The organism is Mesorhizobium sp. PAMC28654, from assembly GCF_020616515.1.
Classification (GTDB): Bacteria; Pseudomonadota; Alphaproteobacteria; order Rhizobiales; family Rhizobiaceae; genus Mesorhizobium.
Genome location: NZ_CP085135.1, coordinates 3,670,677 through 3,693,455, shown reverse-complemented (window position 1 = coordinate 3,693,455; position 22,779 = coordinate 3,670,677). Strand labels below are relative to the sequence as shown.

At 63.7% G+C, this 22,779-nt stretch carries 18 protein-coding genes and 1 pseudogene; 14 read left to right on the top strand and 5 right to left on the bottom strand.

Annotation, left to right across the window (positions count from 1 at the left end):
* Window positions 1–168 precede the first annotated feature (168 nt).
* The 8 genes from gcvA (at window position 169) to LGH82_RS18020 (ending at window position 9,105) form a co-directional block, all read left to right on the top strand.
* Entirely contained in the window at window positions 169–1,143 is a 975-nt protein-coding gene (gcvA, locus tag LGH82_RS18055) for a transcriptional regulator GcvA (RefSeq protein ID WP_227344034.1), read from the top strand.
* 164 nt (window positions 1,144–1,307) lie between these two features.
* Window positions 1,308–2,612: a nicotinate phosphoribosyltransferase gene (pncB, locus tag LGH82_RS18050; RefSeq protein WP_227344033.1), complete on the top strand. Its 1,305-nt coding sequence runs from the start codon at window positions 1,308–1,310 to the stop codon at window positions 2,610–2,612.
* A gap of 13 nt (window positions 2,613–2,625) precedes the next feature.
* Window positions 2,626–4,071: a hypothetical protein gene (locus LGH82_RS18045; protein WP_413771368.1), complete on the top strand. Its 1,446-nt coding sequence runs from the start codon at window positions 2,626–2,628 to the stop codon at window positions 4,069–4,071.
* Between the two features lie 153 nt (window positions 4,072–4,224).
* Window positions 4,225–5,529 (top strand): ABC transporter substrate-binding protein, encoded by a 1,305-nt coding sequence (locus LGH82_RS18040; protein ID WP_227344032.1) that lies wholly within the window; start codon window positions 4,225–4,227, stop codon window positions 5,527–5,529.
* A 297-nt stretch (window positions 5,530–5,826) separates the two neighbouring features.
* Window positions 5,827–6,708, top strand: coding sequence for a branched-chain amino acid ABC transporter permease (locus LGH82_RS18035; protein WP_227344031.1), 882 nt, complete (start codon window positions 5,827–5,829; stop codon window positions 6,706–6,708).
* Window positions 6,705–7,667, top strand: coding sequence for a branched-chain amino acid ABC transporter permease (locus tag LGH82_RS18030; RefSeq protein ID WP_227344030.1), 963 nt, complete (start codon window positions 6,705–6,707; stop codon window positions 7,665–7,667). The genes LGH82_RS18035 and LGH82_RS18030 overlap by 4 nt, the downstream gene beginning before the upstream one ends.
* Entirely contained in the window at window positions 7,664–8,389 is a 726-nt protein-coding gene (locus LGH82_RS18025) for an ABC transporter ATP-binding protein (protein WP_227344029.1), read from the top strand. Before LGH82_RS18030 ends, LGH82_RS18025 begins: the two co-directional genes overlap by 4 nt.
* On the top strand, window positions 8,386–9,105 hold the full coding sequence (locus tag LGH82_RS18020; RefSeq protein WP_227344028.1) for an ABC transporter ATP-binding protein: 720 nt from the start codon (window positions 8,386–8,388) through the stop codon (window positions 9,103–9,105). The genes LGH82_RS18025 and LGH82_RS18020 overlap by 4 nt, the downstream gene beginning before the upstream one ends.
* On the opposite strand, the gene LGH82_RS18015 is transcribed toward LGH82_RS18020, so the two are convergent.
* Together LGH82_RS18015 and pncA are read right to left on the bottom strand one after the other, a co-directional pair.
* Entirely contained in the window at window positions 9,106–10,515 is a 1,410-nt protein-coding gene (locus LGH82_RS18015; protein ID WP_227344027.1) for a sodium:proton antiporter, read from the bottom strand. It abuts the gene before it with no gap.
* Window positions 10,516–10,564: 49 nt separating this feature from the next.
* Entirely contained in the window at window positions 10,565–11,179 is a 615-nt protein-coding gene (gene pncA, locus LGH82_RS18010; protein ID WP_227344026.1) for a bifunctional nicotinamidase/pyrazinamidase, read from the bottom strand.
* Window positions 11,180–11,453: 274 nt separating this feature from the next.
* Between pncA and LGH82_RS18005 the strand changes: the two genes are divergently transcribed.
* From LGH82_RS18005 to LGH82_RS17980, 6 genes and pseudogenes are all read left to right on the top strand, one after another.
* Window positions 11,454–12,317: an FAD binding domain-containing protein gene (locus tag LGH82_RS18005; protein WP_227344025.1), complete on the top strand. Its 864-nt coding sequence runs from the start codon at window positions 11,454–11,456 to the stop codon at window positions 12,315–12,317.
* Window positions 12,314–15,263: pseudogene (locus LGH82_RS33690) on the top strand (molybdopterin-dependent oxidoreductase). The gene LGH82_RS18005 and the pseudogene LGH82_RS33690 overlap by 4 nt, the downstream one beginning before the upstream one ends.
* Window positions 15,260–16,801, top strand: a complete 1,542-nt coding sequence (locus LGH82_RS17995; RefSeq protein ID WP_227344024.1) for a 6-hydroxynicotinate reductase — start codon at window positions 15,260–15,262, stop codon at window positions 16,799–16,801. Before LGH82_RS33690 ends, LGH82_RS17995 begins: the two are co-directional and overlap by 4 nt.
* Complete coding sequence (locus LGH82_RS17990) at window positions 16,801–17,685, top strand: UPF0280 family protein (protein ID WP_227344023.1); 885 nt, start codon at window positions 16,801–16,803, stop codon at window positions 17,683–17,685. Before LGH82_RS17995 ends, LGH82_RS17990 begins: the two co-directional genes overlap by 1 nt.
* Complete coding sequence (locus LGH82_RS17985) at window positions 17,678–18,262, top strand: amino acid synthesis family protein (protein ID WP_227344022.1); 585 nt, start codon at window positions 17,678–17,680, stop codon at window positions 18,260–18,262. The genes LGH82_RS17990 and LGH82_RS17985 overlap by 8 nt, the downstream gene beginning before the upstream one ends.
* Window positions 18,259–18,720, top strand: coding sequence for a MarR family winged helix-turn-helix transcriptional regulator (locus LGH82_RS17980; protein ID WP_227344021.1), 462 nt, complete (start codon window positions 18,259–18,261; stop codon window positions 18,718–18,720). Before LGH82_RS17985 ends, LGH82_RS17980 begins: the two co-directional genes overlap by 4 nt.
* Before the next feature lie 47 nt (window positions 18,721–18,767).
* Here LGH82_RS17980 and LGH82_RS17975 read toward each other — a convergent pair whose 3' ends face one another.
* The 3 genes from LGH82_RS17975 to LGH82_RS17965 are packed head-to-tail and all read right to left on the bottom strand — an operon-like array spanning window position 18,768 to window position 22,629.
* Window positions 18,768–19,736 (bottom strand): substrate-binding domain-containing protein, encoded by a 969-nt coding sequence (locus LGH82_RS17975; RefSeq protein WP_227344020.1) that lies wholly within the window; start codon window positions 19,734–19,736, stop codon window positions 18,768–18,770.
* Window positions 19,733–21,043 carry an ABC transporter permease gene (locus LGH82_RS17970; protein ID WP_227344019.1) on the bottom strand — a complete coding sequence of 437 codons (1,311 nt, stop codon included), beginning with the start codon at window positions 21,041–21,043 and terminating at the stop codon, window positions 19,733–19,735. Before LGH82_RS17970 ends, LGH82_RS17975 begins: the two co-directional genes overlap by 4 nt.
* Entirely contained in the window at window positions 21,040–22,629 is a 1,590-nt protein-coding gene (locus LGH82_RS17965; protein ID WP_227344018.1) for a sugar ABC transporter ATP-binding protein, read from the bottom strand. The genes LGH82_RS17970 and LGH82_RS17965 overlap by 4 nt, the downstream gene beginning before the upstream one ends.
* Between the last annotated feature and the right edge of the window lie 150 nt (window positions 22,630–22,779).

Below are 22,779 nucleotides of genomic sequence, written 5' to 3'. Positions count from 1 at the left end.
GTGGCGACGCTTGGGATGTCGGCCGTTGTTCGGCCTAGTCGTTTTTCCGCTGGCTGGCTGCCGATTTCATACTATTCCCGGGCAAAGTGTCGGGTAGGCGCATTGAAAAATCAATTGATATTGTTAGGCTGTTTGGTGTGAGAAAAACTCACAAACTTCTGAAAGCCAATGGCCAAGCGTCTGCCTCCCCTCAATCCGTTGCGCGCCTTCGAGGCGACGGCGCGCCATGCTTCGCTGACCAAGGCGGCAAGTGAGCTGAGCGTGACCCATGGCGCCATCAGCCACCAGATCAAGGCGCTCGAACAATCGCTCGGCGTCAAGCTGTTCGAGCGCGCCGGCCAGCGGCTGAAACTCACATCGCACGGCGCTGAATTGCTGCCGGCGGTATCCGCGGCCTTCGACGGCATCGCCGCCGCCACCCAGCGCATGACAAGGCCGGCCAGCACCGGTGCCCTGTCGGTGTCCTGCGTGCCGGCGCTGCTGTCGCTGTGGATGATCCCGCGACTGGGCAGCTTCACGTCCCAATATCCGGATGTCCGGCTGACACTCATTCCGTCCAACGATGGCAGGGATATCCGTGCCGCGCATATCGACCTCTGCCTGCATTATGGCGACGGCGGCTGGACCGACTGCTGGATGCGCAAATGGTCGGGTCTCGAGCTGTTTCCCGTGGTCAGCCCGACGCTGATCAACAACCGCCCGATACGCGCCGTGCGCGATCTTGCCGACCACGTATTCCTGCATGGCGACGATGGCCGCGAATGGCACACCTGGCTGGCCGCCGCCGACGGGCTCGACCTCGAACGCGGCCGCCGCCATTATCTCGGCGACGCGCGCATGGCGACGGAAGCCGCCGTTCATGGCCACGGTGTGGCGCTTGGCGATACGGTGACGGCGAGCGCGCTGCTTGCCAGGGGATTGCTGATCGCCCCCTTCAGCCTGTCGGTGCCGGCTGTCGACGACTTCTATGTCGTCTGTCGCAATGAGATGAAATCGACGCCGATCGTGCAGGTCTTCATCGATTGGCTGTTCGCGGAGAAAGCGCTTGATGACGGCCGCGTCGGCGCGCCGGTGGCAGGCCGGATCGGTGCCCGCCGGAAGCGGCCGGCGCTCAGGGTCGTCGGCGCCAGGACCGGCTCCTGACAGCGGCCTGCGGCGTCGCCTGCTGCCGCCTTTGCCCCTTCGCGATCAACGGCAGCGTTTCCTTTTTGTCGGGCCAGCCAGCAAACCGGGAAGCGCTTTGCCCAATTCGATGCTATGAGGCCTGTCGCGGTTATGATGGCAGGCAGCGAAGGCAGCATTGAGACATGGCAAGGACCGATATAGCGCGGCGCGTCTACAATCATACCTGGAAGCTAGACCCGATCGTCCGCAGCCTGCTCGACACCGATTTCTACAAGCTTCTGATGCTGCAGATGATCTGGGGCATGTATCCCAAGGTCGACGCCACATTCTCGTTGATCAATCGCACCACTTCGGTCCGACTTGCCGACGAGATCGACGAAGGCGAGCTGCGGGAACAGCTGGATCATGCCCGCACGCTGCGGTTCAGCAAGAAGGAGATGATATGGCTGGGCGGCAACAATTTCTATGGCCGCAAGCAGATCTTCGAGCCGGAGTTCCTTGCCTGGCTCGAAAATTTCAGGCTGCCCGAATACGAGCTTTCCAGGCGCGACGGCCAGTATGAACTCACCTTTGGCGGACCGTGGATGTACACGACGCTGTGGGAAATCCCGGCGCTTGCCATCATCAACGAGTTGCGCTCACGCGCCGCGATGCGGGCTTTGGGCCCCTTCGCGCTCGATGTGCTCTATGCCCGCGCCAAGGCCAAGATGTGGGCCAAGACCGAGCGGCTCAAGGCGCTGCCCGGCATCCGCATTTCGGATTTCGGCACGCGCCGCCGCCACTCCTTCCTGTGGCAGCGCTGGTGCGTCGAGGCACTTAAGGAAGGCATCGGCGATGCCTTCACCGGCACCTCCAATGTGCTGCTGGCCATGGACAACGACCTCGAAGCGCTCGGCACCAACGCGCATGAATTGCCGATGGTGTTCGCCGCACTCGCCAATTCTGAAAAGGAATTGAAGCAGTCGCCCTACAAGGTGCTGCAGGACTGGCAGCGCTACTATGGCGGCAATCTGCTGATCGTGTTGCCCGACGCCTTCGGCACGGCTTCGTTCCTGCGCGATGCGCCGGACTGGGTCGCCGACTGGACCGGCTTCCGTCCCGACAGCGCGCCGCCGATCGAGGGCGGCGAGAAGATCATTTCCTGGTGGCGCGAGAAGGGCAGGGATCCGCTGCAGAAGCTGCTCATCTTCTCCGACGGCCTCGAGGTGGAAACCATCGAGGAAACCTATCGACACTTCAAGGGCAAGGTGCGAATGTCCTTCGGCTGGGGCACCAATCTCACCAATGATTTCGAGGGCTGCGCGCCGACCGAAACCAACAGGCTGGACGCCATATCGCTGGTGTGCAAGGTCACCGAGGCCAATGGCCGGCCGGCGGTCAAGCTTTCCGACAATCCGGCCAAGGCCACCGGCGACGAAAAAGAGATCGAACGCTACCTGCGAATCTTCGGGGAAAAGGATCGCGTAAAGCAATTGGTCAAGGTGTGAAGCGAGGGGACGCTTGGGCAGGACAGAGGGAAGCGCCGTAGAAGGTAGTCGTACGTCAGTTCAGTTTTTTTACCGCCTCGCTCTGGTCGCGCTGTTTGCCTGGCCCGCGGCGGCCTTCGCTCACGCTTCCGACCGTGGCCATGTCTTGCTTCTGCCCACCGGCTACTACGTGGCCGCCGGCGCTTTTGCCGTCGCCGTCAGCTTCCTCATGCTCTCGGCGCTGTCGCCCGATGTCCTCGATCGCTTCGGACGGCGCCGCCTGTGGCTTTTCGCATTCGGCGACGGCGCCCGGGCGGCCGTCAGCACCATATCCTTTGCCGGCTTTGCAGTGCTTGTCGCCGCCGGTATCTTCGGCAGCCGCGATCCGCTTTCCAATCCGCTGCCGCTGACCATATGGACGCTGCTGTGGGTCGGGCTGGCGTTGATGCAGGGCCTTCTTGGCGACCTCTGGTCGTGGCTCAACCCGTGGTATGGGCCGTGCCGTATCGTCTCTCGCCTGTCTGGCGGGGACAAAGGACCGGTATGGCGGCTCCCTGAATGGCTCGGCTGCTGGCCGGCCTTCGTGCTCTTCTTCGCTTTCGCCTGGTTTGAACTCATTGACCCGGCTCCCGACGACCCGTGGCGGCTGGCGGTCGTCGCCGGGCTCTACTGGCTGGTCGGCTTCCTTTGCATGCTGGTGTTCGGCCACAAGGACTGGAGCCGGCGAGGTGAATTCCTGAGCGTCTTCTTTTCGATGGTGGCGCGCTTTGCCGTCGTCGAACGCGCCGAGGATGGCCGGATCAGGCTGTGCTGGCCGGGCGCGAAACTGCTCGATGCCGAGCCGCTGCCGGTGAGCGGCATCGCTTTCCTGCTGCTTGCGCTGTCATCGGTATCGTTCGACGGCCTGTCGAAGACGTTCTTCTGGCTCGGGCTGTTCGGCATCAACCCGCTCGAGTTTCCGGGACGCACGGCGGTGATGGGCATCGGCAGCCTGGGACTTGTCGTGACGTTCGTTCTGCTGGCGACTGTGTTCATGCTTGCCGTTTTCGTGGGCCAGCGGCTTGCCAGCAGCCCCGATGCCCTCGATCAGGCCGCCGGTCTGCTGGTCTGGTCGATCGTGCCGATCGCGCTCGCCTATCATTTCGCGCACTATCTGACGGCGCTGCTTGTCGATGGCCAATATGCGATTGCCGCCCTTTCCGACCCGTTCGCGCTGGGCTGGAACCTGTTTGGAACCGCCGACATGCAAATCGAGGCCGGTATCGTCGCGGGCGCAGCCTCCGCCTGGTGGCTGTGGAATTTTCAGGCCGGCGCCATCATCCTCGGTCATATGCTCGCGGTGCTCCTCGCCCACGGCTTCGCCTGGCGGTTGCACCCGGGCCCCGCTGGCGCCGCGATCAGCCAGTTTCCGCTCACCCTGCTGATGATCGGCTACACGGTGTTCGGTCTCTGGTTGCTTGCCACGCCGGCTGCCGGGTGAGACGAGCGCTGGCCTCCATTGCCTTTGGGGAAGCTCGCTTGCCACGCTTCGGCTTTGGTGATTTAGTTTGTACACATGCAATCTCACCCTCATCTGGGGGGCGATCCGTTTCGTCCCAGCCATTGGTCAAAACTCAAAAACAGGGGAACTGCCGTGACTGACAAGAATGGGTTCTTCGATCTCTCGAAAACCGGCCTCACCCGCCGCACGGCGCTGAAGGGACTGGCCGCCACCGCTGGCCTGATCACCGCGCCGGGCTTCGTCCGCTATTCCCAGGCGCAGAGCTCGGCGCCGGTCAAGATCGGCTTCCAGTCGCACCGCACCGGTATCGGCGCCGCCTATGGCCGTTGGTATGAAAAGACCACGGCGGCCGCCATCAAGGCGATCAACGCCGCCGGCGGCATCAATGGGCGCCCCGTCGAAGTGATCATCGAGGATGACGGAACCGATCCGGCTCGTGGCGCCGAAGTGGTCGCCAAATTCGCCACCCAGCACAAGACCGACATTGTCTTCGGCACGCTGTTCTCGCATGTCGTGATCGGCTCCGCGCCAGCCGCCGGCGAGGCCAAGATCCCTTACTTCGTCGTTAGCGAAGGTCACCATGTCGCCTCGACCAAACTCAATCGCTACGTCTTCCAGCCCGGCATCACCGACGTGAAGAGCCAGATCCAGTCGATGGCGCCGTGGATATCAGCCAATGTCGGCAAGAAGGTCACCATGATCTACCCGGATTTCGCGTTCGGCTACGACCATCGCAACTACCTGCCGCCGGCGCTGAAGGCGCAGGGCGCTGATGTCATCGCCCAGATCGCCATCCCGCCGACGGAATCGTCCTTCACCAAATACTTCCCGCAAATCCCCGCCGAGACCGAGGTGATCTACCACGTCATGGTCGGCCCGGCGGTGCTCACCTTCGTCAAGGAACTCGGCGAGTTCTACGGCTCCAACCGGCCGCAGCTGTTCGGTTTCATCGATTCGCTCGAAGCCACCGACATCAACAGCCCCGGCCTTGAGTTCCTCGACGGCAGCCATTTCTGGGAGGGCTCGCCGCGCTATACCCAGCCCGATGATTCCGCCGCCCAGAAAGCCTATCGCGCCGCCGTCGGCATCGACGACAATGGCGCGGCCGTCGGCGACCCCAAGGATGTCTCCACCGCCGCTCACATGTTCGGCTGCTGGGAGACACTCTATGTCGTCAAGAAGGCGATGGAAGACGCCGGCTACAAGGGCCCGGAAGACCGCGCCAAGCTGGTCGAGGCGACCGAAGCGCTGACCGCTTTCGCCGAAGGTCCGGAGCATCCGCAGGGCGCAAAAACCTTCAATGGCAAGATCCACCAGTGCTTTGGCATCCAGAACATCTCCAAGGTGGAAGGCGGCAAGCTGAAGGTCGTCCACAAGACCAAGATCGAGGACGGACTTTACGAGGCCGAGGGGGATTACACGACGCAGGCGCTTTAGGCTTAGCCACCCAGCTAGCGTGAGCGCCAAGCCACCCCCCTCTGTCCTGCCGGACATCTTCCCCTCAAGGGGGGAGATAGGCTGTCTTCACCGCTTTCGGCATTCGCCAAGGTTGGTGGGTAGCCGCCTCTGCAGGAACCGCCAATCTCCCCCCTTGAGGGGGGTGAGATGTGGTCCGCGTAGCGGACGGAAAGCCAATTGCTTGGCTTTCCGAACGGCGAACGCCCGGAGCGACAGCGGAGGGCCGGGGCCGGCAGGACAGAGGGGGGTGCACTTGGCGCCTGCCTGCGTATAACCATGCACTTCGGGCCCCATCTCCTCCTCGCCACCCTCGAAGGCCTCGTCACATCGGCCGTGCTGGCGCTGACGGCGCTTGGCTTGTCGCTGGTGTTCGGCGTCATGCGCGTGGTCAATGTCGCCCATGGCGAGTTCTTCATGCTCGGCGCCGTGCTCGCCTGGGCGATCACCACGGCCATCGGTGGCCACCCCGCGCTAGGCTTCCTGGCAGCGCTGGTGATTGCGCCACTGATCGTCGGCGCCATTGCGCTGGTCGCCGAACGGCTGGTGCTGCGCCGGCTCAACTACAATCCGGAAGCCACCATCGTCGCCACCATCGGCATGCTCTACATCATCCAGCAACTGGCGCTGACCTTCTACGGTCCGGAGGCGCGCCCCGTGCAGCCGCCCTTCACCTATCGCATCCTGCTGCCCTGGTTCGGCTATTCCGGCTACAAGCTGTCGATCATCGCTGCCTCCGCGCTGCTGCTGATCGCGACATGGCTGGTGCTGACCCGCACGAAGATCGGCCTCATCATGCGCGCCACCCAATATGACAGCGAGACGGCGCAGGCCTTCGGCATTCCCGTGGGTCGCGTCTATGGCGGCGTCTTCGCGCTCGGCGCCATGCTGGCGGCCATTGCTGGCGTGCTGATCGTGCCGATCAGCCAGGCGCATTACCTGATGGGGCAGGACCCGCTGCTCCTGTCGTTCATCGTCGTCATTATCGGGGGTCTTGGTTCGCTGCGCGGCACCGTCGTCGCCGCCGTGCTGATCGGGATGTCCGACGGCATCATCTCGATGTTCTTCTCACCGACATTGGCCAAGATCATCGCAACGCTCCTCGTGGCCATGGTGCTGGTGTTCCGGCCGCAAGGCCTGTTCGGGACACAGGCTCGATGAGCGAAGCTTCGCCGGCAAAGGCCTACGCCTTACATCTCGGCGTTATTGCGCTGCTCTTCGTGTTGAGCTTCCTGCTGCCCGAGTACTATCACGGCCTGCTCGCCCGCATCATGGTTCTGGCGGTCTTTGCCATGGGCTACAACATGCTGTTCGGCTATGTCGGCCTGCTCAGCCTCGGCCATGCCATGTTCTTCGCCGCCGGGCTCTATGGCGCCGGCCTTGCCGTCATCCAACTCGGCTGGAACGTGCCGGCGGCATTCGCCGCCGGCCTTGCCTGTGGTGTTGTTCTTTCACTGGTCATTGGCCTGCTGGCGCTGCGCACATCAGGTGTCGCCTTCATGATCGTCACCATGATGTTCGCGCAGGTCTTTTATCTGATCATCCTCTATTTCTCGTCGTGGACCGGCGGCGACCAGGGCATGGTCGTGCCGCAGCCGGCGCGGGTCCTCACCTTCGGCGCGACCTCGCTCGACCTCACCAATCCGACGGTGCGCTACATGAGTGCGCTGGCGCTGTTCTCGCTCGTGCTGCTCGTCACCCTCGCAATCGTTCGTTCGCGATATGGCCGCGTGCTGGTCGCCATCCGCGAGAACGAGGAGCGCACGAAGATGCTGGGATACGACACTTTCTCCAACAAGCTCGCTGCCGTCGTTCTGTCCGGCACCATCTGCGCGGCGTCCGGTGCCGCCTATGCGCTGCTGTTCGGCTATGTCGGTTCGAACTTCGCTTCGATCCAATATTCGATTCTGCCGCTGCTCTGGGTGCTGCTGGGCGGCGCGGCCACGACGCTTGGACCACTGATCGGCACGCTGTTCATGTACTATGTCATCGACGTCACCAGCGGCTACACCTCCGCCTATCTGCTGATCGTCGGCATAGCGCTGATCCTTCTGGTGCTGTTTTTCCCCAAGGGTATTCTTGGCACCGTCCGGCAACGCTGGCTGGGGTGGCTGCCATGATGCCGCTGCTGACCACCAGGGGCCTGTCGCGCAATTTCGGCGGCCTGCGCGCTGTCGACGGCGTCGATTTCGCGCTGATGCCCGGCGAGATCCGCGCTGTCATCGGCCCGAACGGCGCTGGCAAGACCACCTTCGTGAGCCTTGTCAGCGGCCGCATCCAGCCGTCGTCAGGCATGATCGTCTTTGATGGCGCGGATATTACCAGCCTGCCGGCCTATGTCCGGGTCCGCCAGGGCATCGCCTACACATTCCAGATCACCAGCGTGTTCGCCAACCTCACCGCCTACGATAATGTCGCGCTGCCGGTGCAGCGGACCCTGAGTGATGGCCGCTCGAAGGATGCGGTGCGTGCCGGCGTCATGGCGGCGCTGGAACGCACCGGTCTTGCCGACCGTGCCCATACGCCGGCCGGGCAGTTGTCCTACGGTCACCAGCGACTGCTGGAAGTGGCGATGGGCCTGGCGCTGAAGCCGCGCCTGCTGATCCTCGACGAGCCGACGCAGGGCCTGGCCGACAGCGAGATCGACGGTTTCATCACCCTGGTGCGCGAGATCGCGGTGAGTGCCACCGTGCTCCTGATCGAGCACAACATGCCCGTTGTCATGCAACTTGCCGACCGCATCACCGTCTTCAACGCCGGCAGGATCCTGGCCGAAGGCACGCCCGAGGCGATCCGCGAAAACGCGGCGGTTCAGGACGCCTATCTGGGGACAGCCCCATGACCGAGGTACCATCAAAGGCGTTGACCATCTCCGGGCTCGATTGCTTTTATGGCGCGGTCCAGGTTCTCTACGGCCTCGATCTTGTGCTCAACAAGGGCGAAGTGCTCTGCCTGTTCGGCCGCAACGGCGCCGGCAAGACGACCACGCTGAAAGCGATCATGGGACTGGTTCCGGCAAGCGCCGGCTCGATCAGGCTCTCTGACCAGGAATTGACCGGCCTGCCGGCGCATGAGGTGCCGAAGGCCGGCGTCGCCTACGTGCCGCAAGGCAGGCGGCTGTTCGCCGAGATGACGGTGGCCGAAAACATCGAGATCGGCCTGATGGCGCGCGGCAAGGGCAAGGCCGTGCGGGAAAACGTCCTCGACCTTTTTCCATTGCTGCGCCAGCAGTTGAGGCAACGCTCAGGCACCTTGTCCGGCGGCGAACAGCAGATGCTGGCCATGGCGCGTGCGCTCTGCCTCGAACCGCAGGTGCTGCTGCTCGACGAGCCGACCGAAGGGCTGATGCCGTCGATGATCGCCAAGATACGCGAGACGGTGTCGAAGCTGCGCGACATGGGTGTCTCGACCATTTTGGTCGAGCAGCGGGTCGATGCCGTGCTGTCGGTCGCCGACCGCGTCGCGTTCATCGAGAACGGCCGCAACCGCGAGACGGTCGATGTCGAGGAGCTGCGCGCCGACCCTTCGGCGGTTCGCCGCTATGTCGGCGTGGGTTGATCAGCGGAAGAACAAAAAGCCCGCGACGACGAATGTCGGGATCAGCACCAGTCCGGACCACAGCATGTAGGCGAAGAAGCTCGGCATGTTGACGCCGCGCTGCCGGGCGATGGCATACACCATGAAGTTGGGCGCATTGCCGATATAGGTGTTGGCGCCCATGAACACGGCGCCCGCCGAGATCGCCGCCAATGTCGAAGCAAGCTCCGTCATCAGGTGCCGCGCATCGCCGCCGGCCAGTTCGAAGAACACCAGATAGGTCGGCGCATTGTCGAGGAAGGACGACAGCGCCCCGGTCAGCCAGAAATAGGCGAGGTCGTTGGGTGTTCCCTGCGCGGAGGTGACGAGGGCGACCAGCGGCGCCAGCGCCCCCTCATGGCCGGCCCTCAGAATGGCGACGACCGGCACGATGCAGATGAAGATGCCGGCAAACAGTTTCGCCACCTCGACGATCGGCCCCCAGTTGAAACCGTTCGCCTCGCGATACTCCTTGCGCGAGATGGCCAGCGAGATGAAGGCGAGCGCCAGAATGATGGCATCGCGCACCAGGTTCTGCAGTTCGACGGTAACGCCCTGGATGGAAAAGCTCACACCGGGTTTCCAGGTCGCCGACAGCAGGATGGCGGCGATCACGCCAGCAAGCAGCGGGATGTTGGGCAGGCCACGGAGGCGTATCTTCGAATCCGGCGTCGGGTCCTTGATCTTCGGCGCTCCCGCCTCGCGCCGGTGCAGGATGATGTCGATGATCAGGAATACCGCCAGCACGACGCCGCCGACGAACAGCGTCTCCCGGTAGAGGTTGGCTGTCGTCCAGAAGAAGTCGACGCCACGCAGGAACCCGACGAACAGCGGCGGGTCACCCAGCGGGGTCAGCGACCCGCCGATGTTGGAGACGAGGAAGATGAAGAAGACGACGACATGGGCATTGAACGGCCGGTTATCGTTGGCGCGGATGATCGGCCGGATCAGGATCATCGAAGCGCCCGTCGTGCCGATCACCGAGGCCAAGAGCGCGCCAACCAGCAGCAGTCCGGCATTGATCAGCGGCGTGCCGTGGATGTTGCCGGCCACCAGAATGCCGCCCGAAATGGTGAACAGTGCGAACAGCAGAATGATGAACGACATGTATTCGGTGAGTAGCGCATGCAGCACTGCCTCGCTTGCAGAGGGAATGCCAAAGGCCCATGCCAGCGGCACGATCACCAGCGCTGCCCACAGTGCCGATATCTTGCCGTAGTGGTGCTCCCAGACATGATGGAACAGCAGCGGGCCAGTGGCGATCGACAGCAGCAGGCCGGCGAAAGGCAGTGCCCACCAAAGCGACATCGAGGCACCGGGAAGGCCGTGTTCTTCCGCCGCGAAAGCCTGTTCCGGAACCAGCGTTGCGACAGCGATCGCAGCGACCGCCATCACGCCTGCCGGTACCAGCGAACCCCCCCTCGAATGCCCCACGGTCGGTTCAGTCCGACAAATGGTCTTCAAGCGTCACGCCGGCATCGCGCATTCGCTGCAGCATCGTCTCGAGCGAACCATTGAGATCGATAGCGCGACAGGCATCGAGCCGCACGGTGGTCTTGAACCCTTGGCTGACGGCATCCAGCGCTGAAAAGGCAACGCAAAAGTCGGTCGCCAGCCCGACCAGGGTCAGCGTGTCGATGCCGCGCTCGCGCAGATAGCCGGCAAGGCCGGTCGGCGTTGCCCTGTCGTTCTCGAAGAAGGCCGAATAGCTGTCGATGGCCGGTCGAAATCCCTTGCGGATGACGAGCTCGGCCTTTGTCCAGGCGAGACCGGAATGGAAATCCGAGCCCAGGCTGCCCTGGATGCAATGATCCGGCCACAGCGTCTGCTGGCCATAGGGCATGTCGATCGTCGTGAAAGGCTGCGAACCGGGATGGCTGGAGGCAAAGCTCGAATGGCCGGCGGGGTGCCAGTCCTGGGTCAACACGACATGCTCGGTACGGCGGATCATATCGTTGACGAGCGGCACGATCTCATCGCCACCGGCGACCGCCAGGGCGCCGCCCGGGCAGAAGTCGTTTTGCAGGTCGATGACAACAAGCGCTTCGTCGGCCATGGGGCCTCCTTCTTCTCTGTTGGGGTCAGGCTCCAAGTGAAAGATGCCGCCGATGCGACCGGACGCAGAAACTTGACCAGATGGCCGGCTGCGTCAACCTCCGATGGCCAACAAATGCTTGCCGGCGGCGCCGGCAGCAGCACGGCGCAAAACTCTGGCTTTGACAATTCGTGCCGGCTTGATATCATTTGCATACGAATGAATCTGGCCGGCTCGAATACCGGAAAGATTGCTCGGCAAGTTTTGCGAAGGCCTCTTTTCTGGAAGGCAAAGCGTGATCCGTTACGCGAAACCCACCATGGTCGACGAAGCGCTCGCTTTGCTTGGCGATGGCGCGTGGCGCATTCTTGCTGGTGGCACCGATTTCTATCCCGCTCAGGGCACAAAGCCGTTTCGCGATGATGTCCTCGACATCAACGGTCTCGCTGAATTGCGCGGCATCGTCGAGACGGATGACCATTTTGTCATCGGCGCTCGCACGACCTGGACCGACATCATCCGCCATCCCTTGCCGCCGGCTTTCGATGCGCTGAAACAGGCGGCACGGGAAGTTGGTTCAGTGCAAATCCAGAATGTCGCTTCCATCGCCGGCAATCTCTGCAATGCATCGCCAGCCGCCGACGGCGTGCCTGGCCTGCTCGTCCTCGACGCTGAGGTCGAACTGCGGTCGGTGATGACGACACGTCATCTGCCGCTGCAGGATTTCATTCTCGGAAACCGCCGCACAGCCCTGCAGCGCGGCGAGATGGTCGCCGCCATCCGCGTGCCGAAGCCTGCGACCACCGGTATGTCTGCTTTCGTCAAGCTTGGCGCGCGGCGCTATCTCGTCATTTCGATCGCGATGGTCGCGGCCCGCCTAGTTGTGGAGCACGGAACTGTTATTGAAGCGGCCGTCGCCGTCGGTTCCTGTTCCGCGGTGGCCAAGCGGCTTGTCGGTGTCGAGTCCGCGTTGCGCGGGCTGGCAGCGGACGGCGGACTCGCCGATGCGGTCCTGTCGGCGCCGATAGCTGAGTTGTCACCGATAGCCGACGTGCGTGGCAGCGCGGAGTATAGGCTCGATGCCGTGCGCGAGATTGTTGCCCGCGCCGTGCTGCAAGCCTCCGGACAGATGAGCGACCCTGGGATGGTGGCGGCATGAGCCAGGTTCGGCCTGAAGTGAGTGAAGCTCTGCCTGACCGGATAGGACTTCAGCCGGGCCTCGGCCTTGAGCGTGCTGACATCGCCTTCGAGGTCAATGGATCAGCCGTCTCGGTCAATGTGCCACCGCTGCGCCGGCTGTCCTTGGTGTTGCGCGATGAATTGCGGCTGACCGGCACCAAGGTCGGCTGCGACGCCGGCGACTGCGGCGCCTGCACGGTGCTGGTTGACGGCGATCCCGTCTGCGCCTGCCTGATGCCGGCGGCCTCCGCCGCCGGGGCATCTGTGACGACGGTGGAAGGTCTCGCCAACGGCCGGCTGTCGGCGCTGCAGGCTTCTTTCCTGGCCCATGGCGCGGCGCAATGCGGCATCTGCACGCCGGCGCTGCTGGTCGCGGCGACCGCATTGCTGGACAAGACGCCCAGTCCGACCGAGACCGAGGTGCAGGACGTGCTGGGCGGCATTCTGTGCCGCTGCACCGGCTACCGGAAGATCATCGCGGCGGTGATGGATGCGGCGCGGTTCTCAGATAAATCGTCGAATGACGGCGCTGCCCCTCATCCGCCTGCCGGCACCTTGTCCCCGTATAGTGACGGGGAGAAGAGTCTAGCTCCACGGGGAGAGGGTAAGGGTGAGGGGCAGCGCCAACATCACCAGTTGGATCGCAACCTTGACCACAGAATGCCAACTTCAGGCCACGCCGTAGGCTCATCCCCAGTCCGGCTCGACGGCATTCCAAAAGTCACTGGCGACGAAAAGTTTGGCGGCGATTCCTTCCCCGCCGATGCGCTTTCCGTGCTGGTTGTCCGCTCGCCGCACTACCACGCCAGTTTTGTCTTCGGCGACCTGGAAGGCTGGGCAAAAGCCCATCCCGGCATCGCCGGTGTCTTCACAGCTGCCGATATTCCCGGAAAGAATTGCTTTGGCGTCATCAGTCCGTTCGCCGACCAGCCGGCGCTGGCCGAAGGGTTTTCGCGGCTTCGTGGCGAGGCGGTGGCGCTGGTAGCCGGCGAGCGCGAGGCGATTCTCGATCTCGACCTGTCGGATTTCCCTATCCGCTGGACGGAATTGCCGCATTTTCTCCAGCCTTGCGAAGCGCAGGCCGATGGTGCTGCGCTGATCCATGATGACCGCCCGACGAACCTGCTGACCTCCGGCTTCGTCGAGCGCGGCGATCCTGAAGCTGCCCTTGCTGACGCGGCGTTCACCGTGTCTGGCGCCATCGACACATCCTATGTCGAGCATGCCTATATCGAACCGGAAGCCGGCTATGCTTATCTGGATGGCGACACGCTGGTCGTCGTCGCCTGCACGCAGGCGCCCTACATGGATCGCGACGAGACGGCAAAGGTGCTTGGCCTTGCCGTCGACAAGGTGCGTATCGTGCCGACCGCGACCGGAGGCGGCTTCGGCTCGAAGCTCGACGTTTCGCTGCAGCCGCTGATCGGCCTTGTGGCGCTGAAGACGGGACGGCCGGCTGCGCTCGCCTACACCCGCAATGAATCGATGATGTCGACCACCAAGCGCCATCCCGCTGACATGAAGGCGACCATCGGCGCCGATGCCGACGGTCACGTGATGGGCATGGTCTTCGAAGGCGATTTCAACACTGGCGCCTATGCAAGCTGGGGTCCGACCGTCGCCAACCGCGTTCCGGTTCATGCCTCCGGCCTACGCGACGCCGAACTACCGCGCCGAGGGCCGCGCCATTCACACGCACGGCCCGATCTCCGGCGCGTTTCGTGGCTTCGGCGTGCCGCAGGCAACCATCATGCAAGAGACGCTGTATGACGAGTTGGCGGTTAAGCTTGGCATGGACCGCCTCGATTTTCGCTTGAAGAACTGCCTTCGCGATGGTTCTGAAACGGTGACCGGTCAGAGATTGGAGTCTGGCGTAGGCATCGCCGAATGTCTGGAGTCGCTACGGCCGCACTGGTCCCGCGCGCTTGCAGACACGGATGCGTTCAACAGCGCCAACGTAAACAAAAAGCGGGGCGTTGGCGTCGCTTCCTGCTGGTATGGCTGCGGCAACACCTCGCTGCCCAATCCGTCGACCATCCGGGTCGGCATCTCGGCTTCGGGCGACATCGTCCTGCACCAGGGCGCCGTCGATATCGGCCAGGGCTCGAACACCGTCATCTCCCAGATCTGCGCCGATGCGCTTGGCCTGCCGCTGGAAAGATTCCGGCTGAAGAGCGCCGACACAGGGATAACTCCGGACGCCGGCAAGACCTCCGCGTCGCGCCAGACCTTCGTCACTGGCAAGGCCGCCGAGAAGGCCGGCCGTGCCTTGCGTGAAAAGATCCTGCGCTTTGCCAATGTTTCTGAAAAGGCATCACTCCAGCTGGACGGCTCCGCGATCGTCATCCGCGAGGGCGAGGCAGCCCGCCGCATCGATCTCGCCGGCCTTGACGTGGATGCCGAGGGCTTCGTCTTCCGTGCTCAAGAAACCTACGATCCGCCGACGCTGCCGCTCGATGCCAAGGGTCAGGGCAAGCCCTACGCCGTTTACGGCTATGGCGCGCAGATCGCCGAACTGGAGGTTGATCTCAAGCTGGGCACGGTGAAGCTGATCAAGATCACCGCGGCGCACGATGTCGGCAAGGCGATCAACCCGCTGCTGGTCGAGGGCCAGATCGAAGGCGGCATCGCGCAAGGCATCGGCATGGCGCTGATGGAGGAATACATCCCAGGCCGCACCGAAAATTTGCACGACTATCTCATCCCGACGATCGGCGATGTGCCGCCGATCGAGATCATCCTGATCGAGGTTCCCGATCCCGAAGGACCGTTCGGCGCCAAGGGCCTGGGCGAGCATGTGCTGATTCCGACCGCGCCGGCGATCCTCAATGCCATCCGCCACGCCACAGGGGTTCTGATCACCAAGGTTCCGGCGACGCCGACCCGTATCCGCGCCGCCATCCGCGAGAAGGATGCCCGCACATGAGCGAGCTTGCCGAACGCTTCGAAACCCATGATCCCGGCGAGAAGCTGGTGGCCGAGAAGATCCGCTGCGATGCCTGCCCGGTCATGTGCTACATCGCCGATGGCCGCACCGGCGCCTGCGACCGCTACGGCAATGTCGGCGGCCGCATCGTGCGGATGGACCCGCTGACCATCCTCGATCACGCTGCCGAGACAGGCGCTGCCGTGGTGCCTTTCGTCGCCGAGGGCGAGGCATGGGATGGCGACCTGGTCAACACCGGCCGCCGCTTCGTCACGGCAATAGGCGCGGGCACCACCTATCCCGACTACAAGCCGGCCCCCTTCATCGTCAGCCAGGAGGTCGAGGGTGTCGATCTCGTCACCGTGGTCACCGAAGGCATCTTCTCCTACTGCGGCGTCAAGGTGAAGATCGACACCGACCGCCATATCGGACCCGAAACGGCTGTCGTGCGATCGCAAGGCGAGGCGATCGGCCATGTCACCACCGGCGAATATGGATCGCAGATGCTGTCGCTGGGCGGCGTGCATCATTTGACCGGTGGCTCCAAGGCGGAGGGTCGCGCCACCTGCGACGCCCTGCTCAACCTGTGCAACCGCAAGCCGGTGGAACTTGCCATCGACGGCGGCGCCACCATCATCGTCGAAGCCGGCAAACCACCTGTCATCGACGGCAAGCAGGAACACCGCATGCGCGTCGGCTGCGGCTCGGCGACGATCGGCATGTTCGCCACGCAATGGCGCGGCCTGGTCGACGAAGTGGTGGTGGTCGACGACCACATCACCGGCGTCGTTTCCGAGCATCAGGCCGGCAAGGTGCTGGGCTGGCAGGATACCGGCATAAAAATCATCGGCCGCCGCTCAACGCCGGGCCGCTATTTCAAGGTGTCGGAGCCCGGCCTCGGCTGGGGCGGCACCAGCATATCCGACCCGCTGTCGATCCTCGGTGAATGGAACGCCAGGAAGGGCGCGCGCCCGGGCCTGTCGCTGCTGATGGTTTCGACCACTGGCGAGCAGTTCGCCTATTACGAGCTCGATGACGATCTGAAACCTGTACAGAAGCCGTTTCCCGAGCGGCTGCAGAAGTCTGTCGGACTGATCGAGGACAATTGCGAGCCGGCGCTGTGCACCGTGCTGTTCATCGGCGGCGCCGGCGGTTCGCTGCGCGCCGGCGTCACCGAGAACCCGGTCAATCTCACCCGTTCGGTGCAGGGGCTGACCACCTATGTGACTGTCGGCGGGGCGCCGGTCTATGTCTGGCCGGGTGGCGGCATCACGCTGATGGTTGATGTTACCAGGGTGCCGGAGGGCGCCTTCGGCTATGTGCCGACCCCGGCGCTGGTGGCGCCGATCGAGTTCACCTTGCGCCGCGACGACTATGTCAGGCTCGGCGGCTATGAAGCCGAAATCCGCAGCGTCGAGGACATCGTGGCCAAGGGCGGCGAGTATCTCAATCCGCGTCGCGGCACGAGTTCTCCGGCCGGCAATCCGTGGCCGCCGCTGGCGCAATTGCGCCGTTCCACTTCGAACGGGGCCGAGTGATGGAAGGCCCGCAAGTACATTGGTTGCAGGACGGCAAGCGGCTGCATCTCAACCACGGACCGATCGACCTGATCGTCGAGGCCTTTGGCGAGGCGCAGGAATGCCGCTTGGCCTACGGCCAGGCCGTCGAGCGCTTCCAGACGATCCTGATCGAACTGGTCGAGGAGCTTCCCGAATTGCGGCTCCCGGCATTTTTCCTGGCGCCGCGCACTTTCGCCGGTCCAACGGCGCGCCGCATGGAAGCAGCCATCATACCCCTAGCGGAATGCTTCATCACGCCGATGGCCGCCGTCGCTGGATCGGTAGCCGACGAAATGCTCGCGGCACTGCTTGCCGGTCGCAAGCTCGATCGCGCCTATGTCAACAATGGCGGCGATTGCGCTCTCCATATCGGCAGGGGCCAGTCAATGGGCTTGGCGGTCGCCGGCACCGGCCCCGACATCGCGGACCGGATCACGATCCGCTCGGAAGATAGCGCTCGTGGTGTCGCCACCAGTGGCTGGCGCGGCCGCTCCTTCTCACTCGGCATTGCCGACGCCGTCACCGTGCTGGCGCGGACTGGCGCCGAGGCCGATGCGGCGGCGACGCTCATTGCCAACGCCGTCGACCTGCCCGGCAATCCCGATATCAAGCGCACTCCCGCACACGAACTGTCGCCCGACACAGATCTCGGCGCGCGGCTTGTGACACAAGGCGTCGGCACGCTTGCACTTGGCGAAGTGGCGCGGGCGCTGGACAATGGCCTTGCTGTCGCCGAAGATTTTCGCCGGCGCGGCCTGATTGCCGCATCGGCGCTGTTTCTTGGCGGTGAGGCCCGCATCAGTGGTTCAATGGCGCTTGCCGCGCCCAACAAAAGTCCAGGGAAGGAAGTTGCCCATGCCTGAGTTTCCGATCCGCAAGATCGCGGTTCTGACCGAAGAGATATTTCACGAGGGCGGACCGGTCGCAAAAGTGCCGCGCCGCCGCGCCGCCGCCATGGCGCTGGTCAAGAATCCGTTCGCTGGACGCTATGTCGAGGACTTGCAGAGCGCCATGGACGACCTCAAGCCGCTCGGCCTGCTGCTCGCCGACCGGTTGATTGCGGCGCTCGGCGGTGACGTGAAACAGATCGACGGCTATGGCAAGGGCGCCATCGTCGGCACCGCCGGCGAGCTGGAGCACGGTGCGCTTTGGCATGTACCGGGCGGCTACGCCATGCGCGAGCGGCTCGGCGACGCCAAGGCGATCGTGCCGTCGGCCAAGAAGGTCGGCGCCTTCGGCTCTCGGCTTGATGTGCCGCTCGGTCACATCAACGCTGCCTATGTGCGCAGCCATTTCGACGCCATGGAAGTCGGCATCAGCGATGGTCCGCGCCCCGAGGAGATCCTGTTCTGCCTCGCCATGACCTGCGGCCCCCGCGTGCATGACCGCATGGGCGGCCTCGCGGCCGACGGTATCAAGGCCTGGGACGGGCTGCGGTGAGCGCCGAGGACAACCTGCTCAAGCTGGTCGAGGCCGAAGAGGCCGACGATCACGATTACCACCTGCAGGAGCAGGTCGGTTTCATCCTGCGCAAGGCGCACCAGCGCCATGTCTCGATCTTCGCCGCGCATATCGCCGACCTGACGCCACCGCAATTCGCGGCACTCGCCAAGCTGCGCGATGTCGGCGAGACCTCGCAGAACCAGCTGGGCACGCTGATCGCCATGGACGCTGCGACGGTGAAGGGCGTGATCGACAGGCTGAAGGCGCGCGGCCTGGTCGAGCTCTCAAAGCATGAAGTCGACAAGAGGCGGCTGCTGGTCAATCTGACGGCGGAAGGCCGCGACGCAATCGAGCGCCTGATCCCGCTCGCGCGTGAGATCACTCGGGAAACGCTAGAACCGCTCTCGCCCAAGGAGATCGCCACCTTCATGAAGCTGCTGGCCAGGCTGGCGTAGGTCGATCCTGCCGGGCGCCCAGAGGCACCCGGCAGGGAAGTCTCGCCTCAGAGGCCGTTGTCCTTCAGCACCTGAGCGGCATTCTCCTTGGTGATCTTCTGCGTCGGCAAGGTGATGGTCTTTTCAACCTTCTCGCCGTTCAGGAACTTGATCGCCTGCCGCAGCCCTTCGGCGCCCGGCGTCACATAGGTGAAGGTCGCCGTCAGTTCGCCCTTGTTGACCAGCTGCACGCCTTCATTGGGCAGGCCGTCGATGCCGATGAACTTGATGTCCTTCTCGCGGCCGACATCCTTGGCGGCGAGATAGGCGCCATAGGCCATCGGGTCGTTGTGGCCGTAGACGAGATCGATCTTCTCGTTGTTGCGCAGCGCGGTCGCCATGATGTTGTAGGCCTGGTCCTGCTTCCAGTCGCCGGACTGCTGGTCGAGCAGATATTTGATGCCCGGCTCCTTGTCGGTGAATTCATGGAAACCGTCATGGCGGTCATGCGCCGGCTCGGTGCCCATGCCGCCCCAGATCTCGACGACATTGCCGGCGGCCTTGCCCTTGCCGCCCAGCAGCTCGACGGCATATTCGCCGGCCGCGCGGCCGATCAGCTTGTTGTCGCCACCGACGAACTGGGTGAAGTCCTTGGTGTCGACATTGCGGTCGAGCACGAAGACCGGGATCTTGGCGTCGATAGCCTGCTGCACGACGCCGGTCAGGCCTGCCGATTCCTTTGGCGAAATCAGCAGCGCGTCGACTTCCTGGCGGATCAGATTCTCGACATCGGCGACCTGCTTCTCGGTTTTGTCCTCGCCGTCGGTGACGATCAGCTCGACATTCGGATGCTTGGCGGCCTCGGCCAGGATGTCCTTGTTGAACTGGGCGCGCCACGGTTCGATGGTGGTCACCTGCGAAAAGCCGATCTTCCACTTCTTGTCCTGCGCATAGGCGTGGCCGGTGGTCAGCAGCGCCGTCGTGGTCAGCAGTGCCGCGGTGACGGCGGCAAGCTTCAGCATGTCACGTCGTGTCATTTCTTGTTTCCTCCAAGATTTAGAGACGGGGTCTCTTGTGACGGCCGCTTTGCCGCGGTCGTTTCCTTGTGCGCCGCTTGCCCGCCGGGCAGGCGCAGATAGGCCAGGAGATCACCGGCGTTGCGCTCCTGCACGAGCACGGTGCCGATGATGATCATCCCCTTCAGCACCAACTGAAGGTTCGAATTGATGTTGTGCAGTTGCAGGATGTTGGAGAGCAGGCCGAAGATCAGCACGCCGCAGAATGTGCCGGTGAGGCTGCCGCGTCCACCCATCAGGCTGGTGCCGCCGATGACCACGGCGGCGATGGCGTCGAGCTCCAGCCCGGCGCCGGCATCCGGCTTGCCCTGCCGGTATTGCGCGACATAGAGCACGGCGGCGATGCCGGCGAGCAGGCCGGACACGGCGTAGGTGACGATTTTCACACGTCCAGCCGCGATGCCCGAAAGCCGCGCCGCCTCCTCATTGCCGCCGATGGCATAGACGTAGCGGCCGAAGGGCGTGAAGCGCAGCACCGCGCCGTAGATCAGGATCGCACCGAGGAAGAACAGGCCGGGCATCGGGATGACACCGAACACCAGCGAGCGCAGCATCTCGAAATCGGCGGTGGCGTTCGAGCCGGTATAGACCGGCAGCACCGCATTGTTCTGGCCGGCGGTCAGCCGGGCAATGCCCAGCGCCGTCACCATCATCGCCAGCGTGACGATGAAAGGCTGCAGCCGCCCGGCAACGATGATGAAGCCGTTGATCGCGCCAAACAGCAGGCCGACACATGGCGCCACCAGCAGCACGCCGAGCACACCAAACTTGGTGTCGATCTGCGGCAGCAGGAACCACAGCACGAGGCAGCACAGGATCACCCCGGCGATAGCGGGCGTGACCAGTCCGCGAACGCCATCCAGCTTGACATCGCGCGCGGCGTCGGCGCGGGATTTCGCAAGGTTGAGGAAGATGAAGCGGGTGACGACGAAGCCGAGGCAAAGCGCCGTCACGGCGACAGTCGGCACGCCGAGCACGACCGCCGGCGTCACGCCCGGAACCGTCAGCAGCATGGCGCAGACCACCGAGCAGATCGCCATCAGCGAGCCGACCGAAAGGTCGATGCCGCCGGTGATGATCACCGCCGTCATGCCAGTGGCGATCAGGCCGGTTGTCGACACCTGGCGCAGCACGTCGAGCAGATTGCCATAGGACAGGAAGATGTTATTGCCCTTGGAACTGATCGGCGAGCCCAGAACGCCGATCAGGAAGATGGCGATCAGACCCCAGTAAAGCTTGGTGCGGGACAGGAGTTTCAGGGCATTCATGCGGCTGGTCTCGATATCGTCCGTCGGGGTGCCGCGAGGCGCATGATCGCCTCTTCGCTGGCCGCATCGCGGGAAAGAATGCCTGTCTGGCGGCCGTCGGCCATCACCAGGATGCGGTCGGAGAGATGCAGAAGCTCGGGCAGTTCGGAACTGATGACGGCGATGGCGAGGCCGTCCCGCGCCAGCTTGAAGATGAGGTCGTAGATCTCGCGCTTGGCACCGACGTCGATGCCGCGCGTCGGCTCGTCCAGCAACAGTACCCTTGGCCTCGTCGCCAGCCACTTGCCGATGACGACCTTCTGCTGGTTGCCGCCGGACAGCGTGCCGGCTGGCTGGTCGATGGTCCCGCAGCGGATGCCGAGCGCTTTGACCGCATGCCGCGCCAGTCCCTGTTCGCCGGCTAATGCGCGGATGCCAAACCGCGCCAGCGCACCGACCAGCGGCAGCGCGACATTGTCGGTGATCGACGCCTGCAGATGCAGGCCTTGCGTCTTGCGGTCCTCGGTCACCAGCGCGATGCCCAGCCGCCTTGCGTCGCGGGGTGAGCGGATATCCACGGGCGCATCGTCGATCCGGATTTCGCCGCCGGTGCGACCGTCGCTGGAGCCGAAAATCGCTTCCAGGATCTCGGTACGGCCCGAGCCCAGCAGCCCGCCTATGCCGAGGATTTCGCCGGCGGCAAGATCGAAGCTGATACCATCGATCACAAGCCGCCAGCCTTGACGGTCGGGTTTCGCCAAGGACAGGTTGCTGACCGAAAGCACAACCTTGCCGCCGGGATCCCGCTCATCTTGGGAGGATGCGAGCAGGTCCCGCCCGACCATCGCCGAAATGATGGCATTCTCGTCCAACTCGTCCATCGACTCGGTCAACACATGGCGTCCGTCGCGAAACACGGTGACGCGATTAGCGAGATGCATGACTTCATCGATGCGGTGCGAGATGTAGACGATGGCGACGCCGCTTTCGGCAAGCTGGCCGATGATCCGGAACAGCCTTTGGCATTCGGCTGGCGACAGCGCCGAGGTCGGTTCATCCATGATCAGGATGCGCGCCGACATCGACAAGGCCTTGGCGATCTCGACCAATTGCTGCTCGCCGACACGCAGGGAACCGACAGGCGCCGCCGGATCGAGTTCGATGCCGAGCCTCTGCAGCAATGCTGCGGCTGCGCGGCTGCTCGCCTTGCGGTCGACGATCAGCCCGGCGATCAGCTTCTCGCGCCCGAGAAAAATATTGTCGGCGACGCTGAGCTCAGGAACCAGGTTGAGTTCCTGATGGATGATGGCGATGCCGGCATCCTCGGCGTCACGAACGCCTGTGAAGCTGACCATGCTGCCGTCGATGCGGACCGTGCCGTCATAGCCGGTATAGACGCCGGAGAGGATCTTCATCAGCGTCGATTTGCCGGCGCCGTTTTCGCCCATCAAGGCGTGGACCTCGCCGCGACGCAGGTCGAAGCCGACATCGGTAAGCGCTGCGATGCCGCCGAAGCTCTTGGAAATATGCTCCGCGCTCAGGACCGTGTCCGAGCGATCCGGCGCTACCGCATTGTGCTCCGACGAAAGGGAATGGCCGTGTTCCATGACAATGGCGGCCTCCCTTCCGTCGTCGTCAAATCTCGTCAAACGCTAATCTAAACGTTTCGATCGTGTCAAGCCGATATCTGATAACGCAGGATTGACCCATTTCAATTCTTGCGAAAAACCGTTGCATTCCGTAGGTATGGCAAACGA